Here is a 20,292-nt window from a genome sequence, read left to right as displayed (position 1 = left end):
ACCCTGGGCGGTAATAGCTATACATGTGATCGTGTATAAAAAGATTGTAGGGGATTTTACTGTTTTTATCGATGGTGTCTAATTGAGCAAGCGCTCCCTTTAAATCTGGATGATTGATGCGTGCCAGCCAAACCGCTGGCATACCCGGTATCATAGGCAAATAGATTTTACCATCCTGACCATACATATGCACAGTATATTGTGAGGTAACACCTGTGTAGCCATTGGTTAATGTGGGAGATAATTCATATCTATTTGCAAAACAACTGGCACTATCTGGTTCATTTACATCATACTGTACCAGCCCTTGCAACCATTGACTGCAGGTATAAATATAATTTCCCAAAGGGGAAAAAAAGTAATTTATTGGTGCTCCTTGAATACCGTATTTATACCGTAACGTACCATTTATATTATCAAAATTCCATAAACCAACAACACCTGAGCCGCCATTAAATTCTGTATTATGTAAACGAGCCAGCATATTGCCTTGGGGAGAAAAGCGCATAATATTAGGCAATGCTGAAAAATAAATTGCTTTATCCTTGTCATCTTTAGTAACCACAGGACCAATAATGCCACAAGAAGTTACTAAATAGGCCATAAATTCTTTGCGTTTATAATGATAGGCCATCACCCAAGTATCTAAATCGTTCTGATGCCTTACGGCTGCTATGAACCCTGCTGAGCCGCCATGTAATAATACATTCTTTTGAACAACGCTACCTAGTCCATTATTACCTTGTATATCTATTAACGCATACGACACGACTGAATCATACGGAAAAGCCGGAAGACCGTATCCCTCTGCATCTGTATAAAATAAATAATAATAACGCCCTCTGCTGGCAGGCAAATCCACCCACACAGCACTCTGGATACCGTCTCTGTTGCCAAACAAACCATCTCCATTTTCCATAACATTCCCATTACGATCATAAATCGTTTCCATATTCGTATACATAAGCAAATTACCATCAGTATCACATAATACAGGAGAAAACGTTCTGGCAATGGATACATGAGAAACATTATTGGTAGTATATGCCTCTATTCCCTGTGCATTGAATTTTACACCAGAGTCTTTCCAGTAAAAATATTGGGAAGCCTCCTTTTGGGCTCTCACGTTTGTAACACTTAATAATAGTACACTAAAGCAAAGTAGATATTTGGATAGCTGAAAGCTTAAAGCTAAAGGCTTAAAGCGTACATAAACCATCATAGATTTAACAAACTGGAGGCGATTTTTTTTATAGGTACGCAAATACGTCCCCAATGCAATTGAATGAAAAAAAATAGTTAAATGAAAATTCTTTTGTGTCATTATAGCCTTGTCTGCTGATGCGAAATAATAATCTATATAATTTTGGATAAATTAAAGCACTATGCTAACGCACAGTAGTAAACTTTAGTATACAAAAAGAGCCTGTACAGAATAATCCATACAGGCTCTTTCTCTATTTCAATGAATTATTGTTTAATAACTTTTGCTGTGTACAATATGTTGCCATTTTGAACAATGGTACATAAATACATCCCCGAAGATAATGTTACAGTTGAAAATGATATTTCTTCAAATCTATATTCCTTTGAAATTACTGATTTACCATTCACATCTGTAACTTTTAATTCTGCCGTACCAGTACCGCTCACATACACCGTTAATTGATCAGTAAATGGATTGGGGAACACCGAACCCACAGCTGCCGGAATTACATTTCCTCCTGTGTAAATTTGGTTTTCAGACTGGATATGATCTGTATTATCCCCTGCAACACGCAATGGACTTGGTGTACAACCTTCAAAATAATAGATGTTATATACTAAATTATTATCGCCGATATAAAATAAATGCGGTGTTTTGAACACTAAACTACGACCTGCAATATCTCCGAAAGATTGCGTAGCAGGTACATTCCCCCATTGATTACTAGCAAAATCAACTACATACTGCTGATACAAACGATTATTATAACCTGTATAATAAATCGTTCCCGTACTTGCATTAATGGTAAAGTGTCCATCGCAACCAAGTGAAGAAGGTACTTGTATGGAAACAGGCGCATCATAGGTATTAGCTAAATTCTTTTTACATACAAAGATATCCCCACTACAAGTTGCATAATACATATTGCCGTTGGCATCAAATACAATGTCTGTATAGCAATTAATACTGTATAAAGATGTCATCAACGTACCCTTATTGGAAGGATTGTTATCGCTTAACTCTTTGTAATAAATGGCACTTTCATTTGCATTCACATAAAATACACGACTATTGTTAATACCTATATCGTATTTAGTAGGATAGCTTACATAAGGTAATGCTTGAATGCTAGATGTTGCTGGATTCCATGAGTAAATAAAATTATTGTTAATAAAATTACGATAAACTAATTTTGCAGTATTCAAAGTTCCTGACGGATCTACTTTAATCAAGTCAGCATTGACACCTGCAGGAACCTGAACATCCGTCGAACCTGTTAACCGTCTTATGTTATTAGATGCATCTACGTAATAAATACCTAAAGCTGTACCCGGTGCGACAGCTACTGCATTCGTGCCCGCACGTACTCCATTTGTTGGCTGAGGGAAAGCCGGGGTCGGCACCCACTTCGCAAAACCTGCATCATAATGATAATACTGTAAACTTGCTGCATTTGTAGTTTTATCTTGACCTACAAAATATACATCCGAATTATCTGTTACAGCCAAATTGCTTATAACATTCCAATTGTTTACATCGCTTAAGATGCCGCTATTCCAGCCTGCAGAATTTACACCCGGGCCGCCAATAATAACGGTAGTAGTTGTAAAATCAGACACACATTGTCTGGCATCTGTAATATTCAATTTTATTTGATACGTACCAGGAGTTGCTGTAAATGTATTTGCTGGTGCGAATCCATCTGTAATAGGACTTGCAAATGTGCCTCCATTGGTAGATTGCCAGCCAATAGTTACAGGATATGCTTGGGCAACCACAACTGGTTCTAATGAAACCGTAGGAAGGCATGATGTAACCTGCGGATTTAGTCTTACATCCAACGGACCGTTTGGAATAACAGAAATTGTTATTGGTGCACTCGTTACATTACACGCCCGAATAACAAGCTGTCCATCACCACCTGGAATAGTACCATTTGTTTTGATGTAGCTATCCATTGTGATGTTATTTAAATATTGTCCTTTGTAGGTATACTGATTATATCCACTAACAACTGCAGATGAAGAAGCAGATGTATTGTATGTTCTCCAACCTGGGGGCAAGGTCCAAGTATATTGTGCATCAGGAATATTTGTATAAGCAGGCACAGATAAGTTATACCCTGTTTGATATGCTTTAGGGCAAGTTGGATATAGAGAAGCATAAGTGTAGTTATTAACGCCATCAACTTTTATCTCCGCAGGTTGCAATGCAAATGGGCTTGCTACTGTTATCGTATGAGGAAAAGTTTCTGTCTTACATAGTGAACCAACAGTACACGTCAGATTCCAATCACCTGGCTTATCTAAATATGGAATATATACATTATTACCGTTTCTATTGCCACTAATCAGGTTGTTTTTAACATTTCCTTGGGGATCAGTAAGTATCCAATTAAAGACATAACCATACGTTTGAAAAGTAACATTTCTATCACGTATGTCGAAATTTCCGCCACTTGAACATGTTGGAGCATTTGTTGATGTAAGCGTCACCGCAACATTACTTGTAACAAATGTTGGTAAAGTAATTAATTCCATTTGTTTCCTATAATCACATTCACCAGTAACAGCTCGACGTCCAAATAAAAAATGTATGCTATTATTTGACCCATTATTGACATGTATATCTACATTATGCATTAGAGCATTAAGTCTATAGTTTGGTATTACAGGAACTGTTATACTTGTCGTTAAATTTGGCTGAAAATAATAAAAAGTAACTTCATCTAAATCAAAATTCTTTCTATCATATTTAACTGCTTGCGGGTAGTAATGTTGCATTGTATACTTATCTCCTACATTCAATTTATTAAGATATAAATAGTTGTTAACATAGGGAAATGTTTCAGTACCATTAATTCTAGTTATTTCATTTCCAGTATCTGTTTCCCATTGAGTGTAATTAAATCTAAAATGATCTAGATCTGCATTCGTTGTATACGTTTGATATGTACCAGGACAAACCACACTGTTCCCATCCATTTTGACTGTACTTAAACAATCAAACTGTGAAAAGCCAACCATATGCATTAAAAAACTTGCATAAAATAAAAGTAATAATTTTTTCATTTTTCATTTAAATTTTGTAGATAATTGAAGATTCAAATTGTAAAATGCCAATTTACAATTGTGGTTCGAATGTAATAAAAATTAAAAATATAAATCATTATTAAATTAAAATTAAACTTATTTAGTTTATTTAGTACAATTTAATATAAATTCAATCATAAATACATGTAAGTATTTAACAATTGTTAATATATTATTTTTGATTGTGGAATTAAAAATAATCAACAATTGAATTTTTATATCTTAATACTATACAAAACTTAAGAAAAATGCATTTGACCTTTTAATTCATAGTCAGTCATAAAAGTACTTAACAAAATGTTCTGACAACAAAGGAAATAGAAACATGCCTTTTAATATTTATCATCTCAATACTCCGTTCTTTCATATTTATAAACTAGAGCATAGCAACCAAATTCTAGTACCACAATTTTTTCTTGAAATCATTCAATAAAGCCCTAGTAATCAAACTTATTGTAAACAACACCAATTTAATCTTTCATATACCATCTTTTTCGGTTAAATTTGCTCAATTTGAGTGCCCAAAAGAAACTGAAATGTCTCTTTAAACGCTCTTATTCTGATTCTCCGAACCATTGAAAAATTATAAATAATCCCACATGCCTAAGGATACTAGTATCAAACACATTTTAATTATCGGTAGCGGTCCCATTGTAATCGGACAAGCTTGTGAATTTGATTATGCGGGCTCACAAGCTGCACGTTCTCTTCGTGAAGAAGGAATCGAAGTTACCTTGATTAACTCCAATCCTGCTACCATCATGACCGACAAGGTTGTAGCGGATAATGTGTATTTATTGCCATTAGACAAAAAGTCGATCATTAAAATTCTTGAAAATCACAAGATTGATGCGGTGTTGCCTACAATGGGCGGACAAACAGCATTAAACCTTGCGATGGAATGCGATAAAGCAGGTGTTTGGAAAAAATACGGTGTTCGCATGATTGGTGTGGATGTAAACGCCATTGAAACGACAGAAGATCGCGAGAAATTCCGTTTAAAAATGATTGAAATTGGTGTAGGCGTTTGTAAAGGCGCAACAGCAACTTCCTTCTTACAAGGAAAAGAAATCGCACAACAAATTGGTTTTCCATTAGTCATTCGCCCTTCGTTTACCTTAGGTGGTACAGGTGGTGGCTTTGTGAATACGCCCGATAAATTTGATGAAGCCTTAACTGCAGGCTTACACGCTTCACCTACACATGAAGTGTTGGTAGAACAAAGTATTGTTGGTTGGAAAGAATACGAATTGGAAATTTTGCGTGACAGCATTGGTAATATGATTATCATTTGTTCGATTGAAAACTTCGATCCAATGGGTATTCACACAGGTGACTCAATCACAGTAGCGCCAGCAATGACCTTGCCCGATACGGTTTATCAAGAAATGCGCGATCAATCAATAAAAATGATGAAAGCGATTGGTAATTTTGCAGGTGGTTGCAACGTACAATTCTCAGTAGATCCAAAAACAGATTTTATTGTTGGTATTGAAATCAACCCGCGTGTGTCGCGTTCTTCAGCCTTAGCTTCTAAAGCAACTGGTTATCCTATCGCAAAAATATCTGCGAAACTTGCAATCGGTTATAACTTAGATGAATTAAAAAATCAAATCACAAAAACAACAAGTGCATTTTTTGAACCTGCCTTGGATTATGTGATTGTAAAAGTACCACGTTGGAACTTTGATAAATTTAAAGGTGCAGATCGTTCTTTAGGTTTGCAAATGAAATCTGTGGGTGAAACCATGGGTATCGGTCGCAACTTCCAAGAAGCATTGCAAAAAGCATGTCAATCGTTGGAGATTAAACGTAACGGATTGGGTGCAGATGGTAAAGAGTTAACCAACCAAGCTGAAATACTTCACAGCTTAGAATTCCCTAGCTGGAATCGTTTGTTCCACATTTACGATGCCTACAAATTGGGCGTTCAATCTAAGACCATACAAAAATTAACAAAGATCGATCCTTGGTTCTTGAATCAAATTGAAGAGCTTGTTCTTCTTGAAAAAGAAATTCAAAAACAAACGATACAGACAATCAGCAAAGAAATGCTGAAGACTGCAAAGCAAAAAGGCTACGCAGATCGTCAGATTGCACACTTGCTAAAATGTTTGGAAAGCGAAGTATTTACGAAGCGTCATGAATTTGGCATCAAACGTATTTACAAAATAGTGGATACCTGCTCTGCTGAATTTGAAGCAAAAACACCGTATTACTATTCTACATTTGAAGGCGAAAACGAATCGATTCCTTCCGATAAAAAGAAGATTATTGTGTTGGGTTCAGGACCAAACCGTATCGGACAAGGTATTGAGTTTGATTACTCTTGTGTGCATGGTGTATTGGCTGCTAAAGAATGTGGTTACGAAACCATCATGATCAATTGCAACCCTGAAACGGTTTCAACGGATTTTGATATCGCAGATAAATTATATTTCGAACCTGTATTCTGGGAACACATTTACGAAATCATTCTTCTTGAAAAACCAGTTGGCGTAATCGTTCAACTTGGTGGACAAACAGCGCTTAAGCTTGCTGAGAAATTAGAACGATATGGCATCAAAATTATAGGAACGGATTTCCAATCCTTAGATTTAGCTGAAGATCGCGGTCGTTTCTCTGCTTTATTAAAAGAAATCAACATTCCATATCCAGAATTTGGTGTAATTGAAAACGCAGATGAAGCGGTTGAAATCAGCAAGAAATTAAACTTCCCATTATTGGTTCGTCCTTCGTATGTATTGGGCGGACAAAGCATGAAGATTGTTATCAACGAACAAGAATTGGAAGAGCATGTGGTGAACTTGTTAAAAGATCACCCAGGCAACCAAGTGTTGGTGGATCACTTCTTAGAAAACGCAATCGAAGCAGAAGCAGATGCTATTTGTGATGGAGAAAATGTATACATCATTGGTATCATGGAACACATCGAGCCTGCAGGTATTCACTCCGGAGATTCGCACTCGGTATTGCCAACCTTCGATTTAAGCGACGATGTGTTGCAACAAATTAAAGATCATACGAAAAAAATTGCTGTAGCACTTAAAACAGTAGGTTTGATCAATATTCAGTTTGCGATTAAAAACGAAAAAGTATACATCATCGAAGCAAACCCAAGAGCATCTCGTACGGTACCATTCATTTGCAAAGCATACGATGAGCCATATGTTAACTATGCAACCAAAGTAATGTTGGGCGAAAAGAAAGTAACAGACTTTACATTTGCACCAAAAATGGATGGTTACGCAATTAAAATTCCTGTATTCTCGTTTAATAAATTCCCGAATGTAAACAAAGAACTTGGACCAGAGATGAAATCTACGGGAGAAGCAATCTTGTTTATTGATGATTTGCAAGACGATGCGTTTGTAAAATTATATTCTGAACGGAATTTATATTTGAGCCGATAATTAAGTTATATGTTTTAAGTAATAAGTTTTCAGATGCTTTTCTTTGAACTTATTACTTAAAACATTAAATTATAGTAGAGAGCCTGTTGTTTTTAATTCAAATTGATAAAATAAATCTTCAATTTAATCGTCTTAAAACTAAAGCATATTACTTAGAACATATCATGTTAAAATTCATATTCTGGACCCTTATTATATTTTTACTTGTAAGATGGTTGTTAAAGCCTTTTTTAAAGTTTGCTGTAATGAAAAGCGCTCAAAAAATGGCTCAAAATATGAACCAACAATACAACCAACAACAAAAGCCTCGTCAGCCAGAAGGTTCAATTCGTGTAGATCGCGTTCCTGAACCAAAATCTACAAAGACCACTTCAGCTGGTTCTAAAGACGAATATATAGATTACGAAGAAGTAAAATAATCAGATTTATTTATTTTATACTGATTTACAAATACTTACAAATATCTACATAATTAAAAAACTTACATATTTCGACTCCTAACTTTATTTTTTTGTTATCTTTGTCATCCTTTTAAATCTGTATAAGATTAAAGAGGAATGGGATTAAATTGAACTTAACATAAAGAACATAAATGTCTTGGTTTAAGAGAACAGAAAAAGGTATCACTACCCCTACTGAAGAGAAAAGAGAAGTACCTGATGGTTTGTGGTATCAATGTCCTGAATGTAAAAAAGTGGTTCACACCCGTGAGCACGAAGAGCATGCTTGGACGTGTGTTGATTGTAACTACCACGCACGCGTAGGATCTAAAGAATATTTTGAATTATTTTTCGATAACAATGAATTCACTGAATTAGACGCAGGTCTAAGTTCTGGAGATCCATTAAAATTTATTGACAGCCAACCCTATCCAAAACGTATTATTGCTGCGCAAGCCAAAACAGGCTTAACAGATGCTGTACGTACAGGTTTCGGTAAAGTAGGTGGAAAAGATGCCGTAATCTGCTGTATGGATTTCACCTTCATTGGTGGTTCTATGGGTTCGGTTGTGGGTGAAAAAATATCTAGAGGTATTGATGCTGCCCGTGCTAAAAAAGTACCCTTCATCATGATTTGTAAATCTGGTGGTGCACGTATGATGGAAGCAGGTTTCTCCTTAATGCAAATGGCTAAAACTTCTGCACGATTAGCATTATTATCTGAAGAAAAATTACCGTATATCTCTATCTTAACAGATCCTACAACGGGTGGCGTTACAGCATCCTATGCGATGTTGGGTGATATTAATATTGCAGAACCAGGAGCTTTGATCGGTTTCGCTGGACCACGCGTGGTTAGAGAAACGATTGGTAAAGATTTACCAGCTGGTTTCCAAACTTCTGAGTTCTTATTAGAACATGGTTTCCTTGATTTTATTGTTGATCGAAAAATCATGAAAAAACAAGTATCTGATTTCTTAAGAATGGTTAAGAAAAAGTAAGTGTTACATATTATTTAAAAAGTCCCGCTTATAGCGGGACTTTTTGTTACATTAATTTTTACCAATCTATTATTCTTCTCATCCATATTTTATTAATAAAACTTAATTCGTGAACCTTATGAAATATTTTATTCTACTAATACATTTATTGTTTTTTCAAATCTTATTTGCCCAAGTAAAAACAGAAGAACTTTCCCTTGAAAAAGGAAATTATATTTTAAATACACTTCAAGTTCCAAATAATGGGGGTCTAATAATTAAAACAGGAAAAAAAGGATTTAATACAAAAGATTTAAATTGGAAATTAAATTACTATTCGCCCGAAATGAAACTTGTTTATTCTGTTCCGCTAGAAAAAAATCAAATTAATAAAGACTTTCGAAATTTTTTGATTGCATCCACAAACTCAAAGCACATATACCACATCGAGCCTAAAGGCTATAATACTACTATGGGAGTTGGCAGCTTTTTCGTTACTCAAATAAACGAAACAGGCGCTAAAAAAACATTTGAACTAGATAACATTAAAGACTTAGGTGATAAAAAAGCAGTTTTTGCTGACAGTAAATATTTTTACTATTTCACTAGCTTAAAAGTTAAAAATGAGGTTACAAAGAAGAAAGACGTTTCAAACTCATTAGTGCGGGTATCTGCATCTGATTTTTCTAAAACTAATATTTCTTTAAAACTCCCTCCATTAAGAGATGAAGACAAATCAACTGAATGGAATTACAGTGGCAATTTTGATAATGCAATTTACTTCACGAGCAAAACGCTGTTAGAGGATGGAACATACATCTATGATATCATACTTATAGACAATACAGGTAAAACAACAAAAAATTTCAGTATCGATGCAAAACTTGCTACGAATATTCCAAGAGCATCCAATAATAATAAATATTTTTATTGGGCAGATTTTGATGATGATGATTTTAATAGTCGCACTGCACAAAATTCTGTATATGATACCTATGGCATTACCTATTATACTACTGAAGCGCTAGCCAAATATGGTGCTTTGGGTGATATTACTTTTGACCCTAAAAATAATGCCATCTATATTTATGGATTATGTGGCCCTGGTGCTTATAAAATTAATAACTATAATTGCCCAACTAAAGCATGGTTTATCCAAAAATATGACATCAATGGTAAGCAACTTTGGAAAAAAGAATATGACTTTTCTGAAAGTCTTCAAAACAATCTCTATTTAAAGGGAAGTAGCTTTCCATACAGACGTGCACTAAATTTAAATATAAGTAATCCAGCGTTACTTACATTTCAAGTAAAATCTATTAAAAGTATTTACTCATACAATGTAGAACCTGGAACTGGAAACATTACTAAAACTTATAGCAATGAATTTAACAGTTTGCTTTTTACAACATTTTCAACAACCTATGACCCTACTGTCTCTTCTACTTTAAATACGTTTCTATCTAAAAGAGACCCCAAAGCAAAAGATGTATATTATTTAGGTTTTGATTTTGGCCCAAATGATATCGTTATTGAAGACCAAGTCAAATTAAATGTTATTAAACTAAATTATTTTAAATAGTACAACAAAGAAGTCTCACCGAAAAGCGAGACTTCTTTGTTATTGACAACCAATACTACCTCTAACAAATTTTACAAGTTCAATTCTAATCAAAACCTAGAATCTTCGATTTAAATGGGGATTGAAGTTTTGAAAAATGTAACATTACAATCCTTGCGTAAAGTCGTATTGTACCTTACAAAAAATCGGAAATTATATGCAAGCACCCCTACTAACCATCAACGAAGAATTATTTCAATACGGAATTGTAAAAACATTTCCGGTTGATTATGTATTGCTGCAAGAAAGCGGTGCGATTCGTTCCATTCCAATTGTATTAAAAGGTAGTTTGAAAGTAATGCGCACCGAGGAAGATGGCAGAGAAATTTTGTTGTACTACATTCTTCCAGGTGAAAGTTGCATCATGTCTTTCCTCGCAGGTTTAAACGACGATACCAGCAAAGTGAAAGCAGTTGTTGAAGATGAAGCCGAAATTCTTTTAATACCCTTAGATAAGGCTAGCCAGTTGGTACGTACCAATCCGCAGTGGGTAGATTTTATTTTTAAATTATACCACAAACGTTTTGAAGAATTGTTGAACGTTGTAAATGCGGTTGCCTTCCAAAAATTAGATGTGCGTGTGTTGGATGCACTCACTAAGAAAGCAGCGAGTGCCAAAACAAACGAATTACAGATAACGCATCAACAACTTGCGGATGAACTTGGAACTTCAAGGGAAGTTATTTCAAGAGTATTAAAACAAATGGAGCATGAAAAATTGGTTGTGTTGAGCAGGAATAAAATTACGTTAATTCAAAAGTAATTGAAAGAGGTTATGCCTCTTCGCCTTTTTCGGTGTTACTAAGGTCTCAGAAGACTATGAATGTTCGCATCATTATCCTTGGGTCTTTGACAAGATTATGTTAGCAATCCATCAACTAATACAAAAAACTCCATTTTACCGCCTTTAATCTCAAAACACCTATTTCCATTCTTTGCCGACAACTTGTCGGAGACTCAGGAAAATCAGAGCCGCTCATTAAGTAAACGTTTGCCTCCTGAGAACTCCAACAAGGGCGTTAATCCAAAATGACACATTTATTTTCTTTATGTAACATACATCACATACTTTTCTATTCCTTTTTTGTATTTTGAATAAAAAGAAAGAAAATCATGAAAAATATAGGTAATACAGATCGGATTATTCGCATAGCAATTGCGATTGTAATTTCAATTTTATTTGCAACAGATATTATTTCTGGCACATTAGGGATTATTTTATTACTCGTAGCTATTGTATTGGTCGTTACCAGCATGATAAGTACGTGTCCGCTCTATCTTCCTTTTGGGATCTCTACCTGCAAAAAAGAAAAGCATTAATATGATAGATTTGCAGGTGGTTGGTCGAAAAGACACAACCACAGCAGACTGTGGTGTGTAGGTAAATGATGTGTCCCAACAAGGTGCTAAAGATGCTATTAAATAAAAACGCCTTGTGTAACAAACATCACTGAAGGGCATCATTCTTTACACTAATTTTGTATAAATAAATCGACCATGACTATTCAAGAACGCATACAATCCAATATAGGAACAATCGTCGATGTACGAACTGTTTCTGAGTTTACTGCAGAACATGTTGAAGGCTCTATTAACATTCCACTCAATCAAATCGAAGCACGTTTGGATGAACTGAAAGCATTAAAGCAACCGCTCCTACTTTGCTGTTTATCGGGTGGCCGAAGCGGACAAGCGCAAAATTACCTTTCCCAACAAGGATTGGAATGTTATAATGCAGGCGGTTGGGCCGATGTCGAATTTATGAAACAAAAAAACGATTAATATGATAGCCGCAATAAAAAAAATATTAGGTATTGGACCTGCTACCGATTATAAAGCGCTTATGCAAAAAGGTGCTGTAATCATTGATGTGCGCACAAAAGGAGAATATGCAGGCGGCCATATTAAAGGTTCACTAAATATTCCTGTAAATGAAATAAGCAATCAACTATCCAAGATTTCAAAAGACAAAATTATTATCACATGCTGTGCGTCTGGTATGCGCAGTGGAAGTGCTAAAAGTATGTTGAAATCAAAAGGCTATCCGGAAGTTTACAATGGCGGTCCGTGGAATAGTCTACAACGAAAAATTTCATGATACGCACTATTTTACATACCCCTTGGGGCTTTATGCGCTGGCTGCGCTTAGGCTTTGGTATAATCTTTATTTATTTCGGCGTAACACATCACGACATATTTGCAGGATTGGCGGGAGTTTTTTTTGTCATTCAATCTGTATTCAATATGGGTTGTTGTAATACCAGTGGAAGTTGTGATACAAAAAAATAATGTAGGAGTGGCTGTATTCACAAAATCAAAGCGCCCAAATCCAATTCAGAATCCTTGGCATACTCCCACTTCCCTTTTATAATAGAATTTAATATGTCTGCAATATACAATGGATTGCTTTTAGAGCGGACTTCTTTATATGGTGTGTATTGAAAAATATTTTTACTTAACACTCGGTTAAATGGGAAAACGATAATTGTTACAATCAATTTAGGGATAAACATAAACAAGTCCGCAATAAAAAGTGGTGCTTGATATCCCTCACCAGACATGTGGTCGAGAAATACAAAATCAGAAAAATCAGTAATAGGATACTTTCCCATTATGGGCAAGATTAAATCATCCCAATCATCTCCGTACACGCCTAAGTCAGTATTAATGGTTGTTTCCAAAGATAATTTTTCAATGGGTTCTCCTCGTACTTCTGAGATGATTTTTAAAATATCGAGATAGATTTGTTTGGTACTATTCATTGTTATTCTATACGCTAAAACGTAAACCCAACGTTAATCATTAAATGCAATGGCATTCCAGGGCCTGAGTTTTCAAAGACTGTTTTTACGTCATCACTACCTATTTGCAATGCAATTGGGCTACGTCCAATATATGTATCCTTACTACCAAAACTAGCTTGCCCAGTATGCACACCAATCAAAAAATCGAAAAAAAATCTTTTTGAACAAGTAACTCTATATCCACCAGATATGCCTCCACTCCAATAAGAAATAGTTGCCTCATGTTCTTCGTCATAATATCGATTATCATTATTTGGGCTAGTTCCACGATGATATCCTGAATATACGATTGGATTAAAATAGGAATATCCTCCACGTGCTTCAATAAAAAAACCGCTATATTTTCCAAAATAATATCTTGCTGTTAGATTACCTGTATATCCAGAAAAAAGTCCACCATTTACAGATCCTAATATTCCTATACCAACGTGTTTGGTAATCGCATATTCATAGCCTACAAATAGTATTGCTATCGTAAGTGATGTGCCAATTTTAATCGCATTACGTTTAAACTTGATAGGTTGGATTGTATCCTGCGCCTGAATAAAATTCACTGAGGCCAAAAATAAAAAAGTAACTGCAATTGATTTAGAAAAAATTTTCATAAAGTTGTTTATAGTCTTTTAAATTATAATGGCACGAAGAATCGAATATAGATTAATTGAACTCGAAATACCATTCTCATCAATAGGACAAATATACTATCGCTTACCCCTACGAGTATTGTATAATTATTTAAATGAAAAAGGAAGATAGCTAAAAATCATCATCTGCTGAAGGGATGAATTTCTCCCGCTGATGTTGGCACCTCCCACTCCCCACCTACACCACAAAACCCTTCAAAGGTTGCGCCTTTTCGGCCAACCATCTGCTATACTTTGATGTTTACACGTCTAAATTTAAGCAGACTTTATTTACATATTCAATCCTACAAATTAGAAATCCGACAAGGGCGTGAGAAAAGTCACAAATAAATCATTTCCTTTATCATCACCAATAATGAAGGCTGGGAAATTAACTCTGTATATAGAATGTATACATTAACATTAGCTTACAAAAATTTCCACTCTACCTGAATCTGGATCATTGCCAGGCATATCTAGGCCTGCTAAAATATGCCAACGCACTTCGCGTGGGTAAACATTGTATGATGCCTGTACACCTTCTGGCAAAAATACATTTTCAACCCAAGAATAATTTTTGTTCGCATCCAAATGTCGAGAACCTGAAAACTCAAAAGAGAATTCATGAATATAACTCGTATCTACTTTTTCTTTACTCACAGAATTGCCATTAACAATTTCATTATGTATTATTTTAACATGTTGAATTGCTACTAATTTTACATATAGTTTATCAATAGTGATTCCAACATCTTTAACTTCCACATTTACCGTAACCGGTACGTTTACATTTCGAGGCACATTCGTATTCATCACAATTTCAACCTTTGCAGCATTCCCTGTGATTTTATTTGCAATGCTTTTAATTTTATCAAAAAGTCCCATGTTTTAACACTTTAGTTCGTTATAAATATACCTTGACTTACCATACTTTCCAAAACGGTTTATTCGGAATTATTTTAAAAGGGTCAATTTCTTCTTTCTTAAAATTAAAATACGTCTTAGAACCTTCTTGTTTCGAAACTTCAAAATAGAAATCCTTGTTGAGTTTACCAATATCCACTAACTGTATTTCGTCTAACTCTGTTAAGTTATCTAACACTATTTTTTTTAACATAGGAAGCTTTTTTAGTGAAATCAATTTTAACGCAGTGTTTCGAATCACTAATTCTTCCAATGTATTGAGTGTGCATTGACCAAGGCTTTCAATTGGATTGTCTGAGAGGTCAAGTTTTTGAAGAGGTAATGTCGAAAACGCATCATGCAAATACGTAACTGTACAATTAATTAAAGCCAATGATTTAATTGTTGAACCATAATATTGTAGGGTGTTGAAGAATTGAAATACTTCATGATTCACCATTCGTTCTTGATCTTTGACAATCAATTCGTCAAAATATTTTAAATAAACACCTTCAATTCCACTCATATCAGAGTCAATTGTCAACGATTTCATTGTAGCAGCTGCTTCTGAAGAGCCCGCATCAAATTTATGTTGTAGCGTATTTGTGAAATATAATGCTGTTTTTGAATTTGGAATGCCGCCCGTTAATAAAATCTTTTTTGAATAAAAATCTTTTTTCCAAATTGTCCAAAATGCAGTTCTAAAACTACCATTTGTAATAATTAAAGCTAAGGCAAGTGCATGTGCTCTAAGTTTTTCATCTGTATGATAAAGTCCCGTATAAAATACTAAATCAAACAAACCATTAAAATTGATATCTTCCTTTGCGAACTCCTCTATGAGTGCAATAATTTCAAGCGTATCATCTCCTAAAAACGTATGAATGATTTTTCCTATTTCTTTGTGTTTACCAATATCATTACACCTAAAGTTCGAATAATTTTCAAGTGTATAATCGTCTGTTAAAAACTGATAAATCACCTTATCGTTTTTATTGGATTCAAAAGCGGCTGATTTACTCGTTCTAGATTCGACAAACGTTCTGAAATGTTTTAGGTTTGAATCTTTCCGTTCCTGAGACTGGCTTAGAAGGGCTGATTTTAATTCAGTCAAATATTCTACGGAGTTGTCAAATCGAAAAACGGTAACGCGTTTGTCTGAGTTTTGATTTCTATATAACTCATTAAAAATCGGAACTCCTAAAACCAAACTCGCATCTTCGTTGATCCATTTTTCTAAACTTCCTGAAGTTTCTGCAGGTGGAAAGTCTGAAGGAAACACTGGAAATTTCAAAATGTCTGAATATTTAGTAATATGCGTACTTAAATACCCTCTAGAATACTTCTTAACATAACCCTTCGCAGATTTAAGATCAAACGAACCAAGCACATATGTCTTCATAGAAATATCTGATGTAGGGTCTTCGATGGTATTTATTTGGGCAAGTGCTTCCATCCATTCTGTAGGAACAGATTCATTGAAGAATAACACGATTCCAAATCCCTTTTTAAAATATACTACCACTTCATTTGGTTGTATTCCTTTCGCTTTAATTAATTCATCAAATTTTTCCTCTCGTCCATCATCCAACAATTTAATTTTAAATTCAGTAGCTATTTGTTGGGTTAAGGTCTCTTGAGAAATTCTTCCATTACTGGTCCCCCAAAAAGTAAGTTCTATCATAAGGAGTAATTGATTAAGATGGCGTATTTTATTTGTCATTAAAAAGGATATAAATTATACCAATTTATATCCTTTTATGAAATTATTATTTCTAAACTATTCTCGCCCTTGTCGGAGTTCCCAAGGCCACATAAGTCTATTATTGTTCGTATCATTATCCTTGGGTCTCCGACAAGCGTATGTTAGCGCTCCTTCATCTAAAACAAACTCACTTGCAGCACATATTTTCATAACACATATTTCCATTCTTAGCAGACAGCTTGTCGGAGACTCAGGAAATTAACAGCCGCTCATTGAGTAAATGTTTACCTCCTGAGAACTCCGACAAGGGCGTGAAAGCCTACCAACAAAAACCGATGCCATCGGTACTATTATTAATTTTCAATATTTTCTTCCTTACAAATTCGCAAAGAAATCATTTCCCTTATCATCGCAAATAATGAATGCAGGAAAATCCACTACTTCGATTTTACGTACCGCTTCCATACCCAATTCTTCGAAGTCAATCACTTCTACAGACTTGATATTTTCTTTCGCTAAGATTGCTGCTGGCCCACCGATGGAACCCAAATAGAAACCACCAAATTGATTACAGGCATCGGTTACTGCTTTTGAACGGTTCCCTTTTGCAAGCATAATCATAGAGCCTCCTTGACTTTGGAACAGATTCACGTATGAATCCATTCGTCCTGCTGTAGTTGGGCCAAAGCTTCCGGAAGGCATCCCTTCAGGAGTCTTAGCAGGACCCGCATAATACACGGGGTGGTTTTTAAAATATTCGGGCATTGGTTTTCCCGCGTCTAATAATTCTTTAATTTTTGCATGCGCAATATCACGCGCTACAATCAAGGTACCTTTTAATTTCAAACGCGTTTTGATTGGATACTGTGAAAGCAATTTCAAAATGTCTGCCATCGGCTGATTCAAATCTACATCTACCGCTTTTTCTAAATGCGGCGCTTGTGCAGGCAAATACTTTTCAGGATTCATTTCTAAGGCTTCAATAAAAATACCTTCTTCGGTAATCTTTGCTTTGATGTTGCGATCTGCAGAGCAGCTTACACCAATACCCACCGGACAAGATGCTGCGTGACGTGGCAAACGAATCACTTTAACATCGTGTGTAAAGTACTTGCCACCAAATTGCGCACCAATCAAACTCTCTTGACAAATCAATTGCACGCGTTCTTCCCAAGCCGTATCACGGAATGCTTGTCCGCCCATGTTGCCTTCTGTTGGCAATTCATCGTAATACCCTGCTGATGCAAGCTTTACCGCTTTTAAGTTTGCTTCCGCAGATGTACCACCAATCACCAATGCTAAATGGTAGGGTGGACACGCTGAAGTACCCAAGTCTTTAATTTTATTTTTAACGAACTCTGCTAAACTTGCATCATTCAATAAAGCCTTTGTTTGTTGGTATAAATACGTTTTGTTGGCAGAGCCGCCGCCCTTTGCCATAAACAAGAATTTGTATTCATTGCCTTGTTCGGCATAAATATCAATTTGTGCTGGTAAGTTGGTACCAGAGTTTTTCTCATCAAACATCGTAATCGGCACTACTTGAGAGTAGCGTAAATTGCGCTGTTGGAATGTATTGTAAATTCCTTTAGACAAAGCCTCTTCATCGTTGGCGCCCGTCCAAACGTTTTCTCCTTTTTTACCCATAACGATAGCCGTTCCGGTATCTTGGCACGAAGGCAGCTTGCCTTCACCTGCGGTAGAAGCATTTTGCAATAAGGTATAGGCAACAAAACGATCGTTGTCTGTCGCTTCCGGATCTGTGATAATTTTTGCTACCTTTTCTAAATGCGAAGGTCGTAAATAGAAAGAAACCTCCGCCAATGCTTTTTCAGCAACCAATTCAAGTGCTTTGGGATCAATTTTTAAAATTTTTCTGCCGTCTACTTCAATCGTAGAAACATACTCTGTACTGATTAATTTATAGGGTGTTGGATCTTTTTTTAGAGGGAAGGGTTTTTGATATATAAATTCAGCCATGATGCGTTATTGTTTGTGTTAAATAAGAATTCTAATTTACGGAGTATCGTGCTTTTTCCTAGAAATGTATCCAGAATCTTTTATGACATGTTTTTAAGAAGTAGCGATCAATTTTTCTAAGTAATGAAAATCAATGTGGTAGTCTTTTTTAATGGCATCAATCTTTCCTTGCACCGTTTGATCCTGCACATTCGAAGCCACTTTTGACCCAACCAACATCACATTTTTACGCGTATGTTCATTTGAAATAAATTCAAACACTTTCGTTTGATAGTGATGCTGTTCTAAAATCAAAGCACGGATGGTATCCGTCACCATTTCAAATTGACGTTCTTTAAAAATGCCGTATTTCAAAATCGGACTTTCTTGTTCGATTCCTTTTAGTTGTTGGCGAATTTGTTTGTGACAGCATGGTGCGCACACAATAAGTTGTGCATTGGATACAATCCCTTTATAAATGGCATCATCCGTTGCCGTATCGCAGGCATGAAGAGCTATCAAAATATCAATTTGCTTTTCAGAATACGTTTGAATCGGTTTACAAACAAAACGTAAATTCTCAAAACCACATTTTTGAGCAATGTCATTACAATAGTCTACCAGTTCTTCGCGCAGCTCAATACCGGTTACGTGAACGTTCAAACCTTTTTCGTTTGACAAATAATCGTACAAAGCAAAGGTCAAATACCCTTTACCCGAACCCATGTCAACGATGTGTATTTCTTCAGGCAAAGTTGCCGACTCAACCAATCCTTCTATGATCTCAAGGTATTTGTTTATTTGCCGATACTTATCAGACATCTTTTGAATGAGTACACCATTGGCATCCATAATGCCTAAATAAGTAAGATATGCATGCGTCCCTGAAGCACGTTTCACTTTTTGACGATCGTGAACCGATTCAAGTGTGGCAGAAAACGTGGCTTTGTTTTGTTGGAGTGTAACAACACCTTTTTTAGAATGAAGCAAAATATAATCTTGTGTTGTTGTAAACATCGATGCATTTTTAAAAACCCCACCGATTATCTTCTGAAGTTCTTGTATGCCTTCCTCAATGGACCAATTTTTAACTTGATCGTTTGTTTTATATCTGTAGGTAAATGACAGACCTCCTAAACCTTTCATTTCAATATAACGAACATAGAGATTCAGTAACGACGATTGTTTATCAATAGGGCTACTGATTGTCATTTTAACAAAGGTGTGTGCTAAAATACTTTGTTTGAGAAAATCCAATAACTGGCTTTGTTCTTTCATAAAGCAAAGGTACGCATTCCTCATCGGACAGTAAAGTGATTAAAAGCATCCCAAGGTTAGTCCATCACTTTTATTACAGCAGTTATGCAGCTACGGGTAATTAAAAATATAATAACAGAAAAAAGAGCATAAAAAAAGCCCGAAGTAAACTTCGAGCTTTAATTTTTTCCTAAGAAAAGAATTATTTTGTAGCTTTTTTAGCTACTGCTTTCTTAGCTACTTTTTTAGCTGCAGGCTTTTTAGCTGCTGCTTTTTTAGCTACTTTTT

At 35.4% G+C, this 20,292-nt stretch carries 16 protein-coding genes and 1 pseudogene; 9 read left to right on the top strand and 8 right to left on the bottom strand.

Going from position 1 to position 20,292, the window contains the following annotated elements; translation table 11 throughout:
• Positions 1-1,126 (bottom strand): annotated as a pseudogene (locus Q0543_RS00590) (hypothetical protein); the annotation flags it as partial.
• A gap of 344 nt (positions 1,127-1,470) precedes the next feature.
• A complete protein-coding gene (locus Q0543_RS00585) occupies positions 1,471-4,278 on the bottom strand; it encodes a T9SS type A sorting domain-containing protein (protein ID WP_299247589.1) in 2,808 nt (935 codons plus the stop codon).
• A gap of 620 nt (positions 4,279-4,898) precedes the next feature.
• Between Q0543_RS00585 and carB the strand changes: the two genes are divergently transcribed.
• The 9 genes from carB to Q0543_RS00540 all read left to right on the top strand — a co-directional run bounded on the left by carB (position 4,899) and on the right by Q0543_RS00540 (position 13,042).
• Positions 4,899-7,712 (top strand): carbamoyl-phosphate synthase large subunit, encoded by a 2,814-nt coding sequence (gene carB / locus Q0543_RS00580; protein WP_299247586.1) that lies wholly within the window; start codon positions 4,899-4,901, stop codon positions 7,710-7,712.
• A gap of 164 nt (positions 7,713-7,876) precedes the next feature.
• A complete protein-coding gene (locus tag Q0543_RS00575; protein WP_299247583.1) occupies positions 7,877-8,131 on the top strand; it encodes a DUF4834 family protein in 255 nt (84 codons plus the stop codon).
• Between the two features lie 173 nt (positions 8,132-8,304).
• Complete coding sequence (gene accD, locus Q0543_RS00570) at positions 8,305-9,153, top strand: acetyl-CoA carboxylase, carboxyltransferase subunit beta (RefSeq protein WP_299247580.1); 849 nt, start codon at positions 8,305-8,307, stop codon at positions 9,151-9,153.
• Between the two features lie 118 nt (positions 9,154-9,271).
• Positions 9,272-10,714, top strand: coding sequence for a hypothetical protein (locus Q0543_RS00565; protein ID WP_299247578.1), 1,443 nt, complete (start codon positions 9,272-9,274; stop codon positions 10,712-10,714).
• Between the two features lie 196 nt (positions 10,715-10,910).
• Positions 10,911-11,516 (top strand): Crp/Fnr family transcriptional regulator, encoded by a 606-nt coding sequence (locus Q0543_RS00560; protein WP_299247576.1) that lies wholly within the window; start codon positions 10,911-10,913, stop codon positions 11,514-11,516.
• 350 nt (positions 11,517-11,866) lie between these two features.
• On the top strand, positions 11,867-12,073 hold the full coding sequence (locus Q0543_RS00555) for a DUF2892 domain-containing protein (protein ID WP_366799901.1): 207 nt from the start codon (positions 11,867-11,869) through the stop codon (positions 12,071-12,073).
• A 177-nt stretch (positions 12,074-12,250) separates the two neighbouring features.
• Positions 12,251-12,535, top strand: coding sequence for a rhodanese-like domain-containing protein (locus Q0543_RS00550; RefSeq protein WP_299247573.1), 285 nt, complete (start codon positions 12,251-12,253; stop codon positions 12,533-12,535).
• Position 12,536: 1 nt separating this feature from the next.
• Positions 12,537-12,851: a rhodanese-like domain-containing protein gene (locus Q0543_RS00545; protein WP_299247570.1), complete on the top strand. Its 315-nt coding sequence runs from the start codon at positions 12,537-12,539 to the stop codon at positions 12,849-12,851.
• Positions 12,848-13,042, top strand: a complete 195-nt coding sequence (locus Q0543_RS00540; protein WP_299247567.1) for a hypothetical protein — start codon at positions 12,848-12,850, stop codon at positions 13,040-13,042. The genes Q0543_RS00545 and Q0543_RS00540 overlap by 4 nt, the downstream gene beginning before the upstream one ends.
• A 17-nt stretch (positions 13,043-13,059) precedes the next feature.
• Here Q0543_RS00540 and Q0543_RS00535 read toward each other — a convergent pair whose 3' ends face one another.
• The 6 genes from Q0543_RS00535 to Q0543_RS00510 all read right to left on the bottom strand — a co-directional run bounded on the left by Q0543_RS00535 (position 13,060) and on the right by Q0543_RS00510 (position 20,025).
• Positions 13,060-13,515, bottom strand: a complete 456-nt coding sequence (locus Q0543_RS00535; RefSeq protein WP_299247564.1) for a hypothetical protein — start codon at positions 13,513-13,515, stop codon at positions 13,060-13,062.
• A 14-nt stretch (positions 13,516-13,529) separates the two neighbouring features.
• Complete coding sequence (locus Q0543_RS00530) at positions 13,530-14,162, bottom strand: DUF3575 domain-containing protein (RefSeq protein WP_299247561.1); 633 nt, start codon at positions 14,160-14,162, stop codon at positions 13,530-13,532.
• A 441-nt stretch (positions 14,163-14,603) separates the two neighbouring features.
• On the bottom strand, positions 14,604-15,065 hold the full coding sequence (locus Q0543_RS00525) for a hypothetical protein (RefSeq protein WP_299247558.1): 462 nt from the start codon (positions 15,063-15,065) through the stop codon (positions 14,604-14,606).
• Positions 15,066-15,102: 37 nt separating this feature from the next.
• Positions 15,103-16,767, bottom strand: a complete 1,665-nt coding sequence (locus Q0543_RS00520; protein ID WP_299247556.1) for a hypothetical protein — start codon at positions 16,765-16,767, stop codon at positions 15,103-15,105.
• A gap of 396 nt (positions 16,768-17,163) precedes the next feature.
• Positions 17,164-18,768: a fumarate hydratase gene (locus Q0543_RS00515; protein ID WP_299247553.1), complete on the bottom strand. Its 1,605-nt coding sequence runs from the start codon at positions 18,766-18,768 to the stop codon at positions 17,164-17,166.
• 93 nt (positions 18,769-18,861) lie between these two features.
• A complete protein-coding gene (locus Q0543_RS00510) occupies positions 18,862-20,025 on the bottom strand; it encodes an SAM-dependent methyltransferase (RefSeq protein WP_299247549.1) in 1,164 nt (387 codons plus the stop codon).
• Positions 20,026-20,292 lie beyond the last annotated feature (267 nt).

It is taken from the genome of uncultured Cytophaga sp., from assembly GCF_937863595.1.
Lineage (GTDB): Bacteria > Bacteroidota > Bacteroidia > Cytophagales > Cytophagaceae > Cytophaga.
The sequence above is the reverse complement of the archived record's forward strand: the minus strand, read 5'-3'. Positions and strand labels throughout refer to the sequence as shown.

Excerpts from the sequence above, each read along its gene's own strand:
- Q0543_RS00585 (WP_299247589.1), bottom strand. The coding sequence starts at position 4,278 with ATGAAAAAATTATTACTTTTATTTTATGCAAGTTTTTTAATGCATATG.
- Q0543_RS00555 (WP_366799901.1), top strand. The coding sequence starts at position 11,867 with ATGAAAAATATAGGTAATACAGATCGGATTATTCGCATAGCAATTGCG.
- Q0543_RS00550 (WP_299247573.1), top strand. The coding sequence starts at position 12,251 with ATGACTATTCAAGAACGCATACAATCCAATATAGGAACAATCGTCGAT.
- Q0543_RS00535 (WP_299247564.1), bottom strand. The coding sequence starts at position 13,515 with ATGAATAGTACCAAACAAATCTATCTCGATATTTTAAAAATCATCTCA.
- accD (WP_299247580.1), top strand. The coding sequence starts at position 8,305 with ATGTCTTGGTTTAAGAGAACAGAAAAAGGTATCACTACCCCTACTGAA.
- Q0543_RS00560 (WP_299247576.1), top strand. The coding sequence starts at position 10,911 with ATGCAAGCACCCCTACTAACCATCAACGAAGAATTATTTCAATACGGA.
- Q0543_RS00525 (WP_299247558.1), bottom strand. The coding sequence starts at position 15,065 with ATGGGACTTTTTGATAAAATTAAAAGCATTGCAAATAAAATCACAGGG.
- Q0543_RS00575 (WP_299247583.1), top strand. The coding sequence starts at position 7,877 with ATGTTAAAATTCATATTCTGGACCCTTATTATATTTTTACTTGTAAGA.
- Q0543_RS00540 (WP_299247567.1), top strand. The coding sequence starts at position 12,848 with ATGATACGCACTATTTTACATACCCCTTGGGGCTTTATGCGCTGGCTG.
- Q0543_RS00520 (WP_299247556.1), bottom strand. The coding sequence starts at position 16,767 with ATGATAGAACTTACTTTTTGGGGGACCAGTAATGGAAGAATTTCTCAA.
- Q0543_RS00510 (WP_299247549.1), bottom strand. The coding sequence starts at position 20,025 with ATGAAAGAACAAAGCCAGTTATTGGATTTTCTCAAACAAAGTATTTTA.
- Q0543_RS00515 (WP_299247553.1), bottom strand. The coding sequence starts at position 18,768 with ATGGCTGAATTTATATATCAAAAACCCTTCCCTCTAAAAAAAGATCCA.
- Q0543_RS00565 (WP_299247578.1), top strand. The coding sequence starts at position 9,272 with ATGAAATATTTTATTCTACTAATACATTTATTGTTTTTTCAAATCTTA.
- Q0543_RS00545 (WP_299247570.1), top strand. The coding sequence starts at position 12,537 with ATGATAGCCGCAATAAAAAAAATATTAGGTATTGGACCTGCTACCGAT.
- carB (WP_299247586.1), top strand. The coding sequence starts at position 4,899 with ATGCCTAAGGATACTAGTATCAAACACATTTTAATTATCGGTAGCGGT.
- Q0543_RS00530 (WP_299247561.1), bottom strand. The coding sequence starts at position 14,162 with ATGAAAATTTTTTCTAAATCAATTGCAGTTACTTTTTTATTTTTGGCC.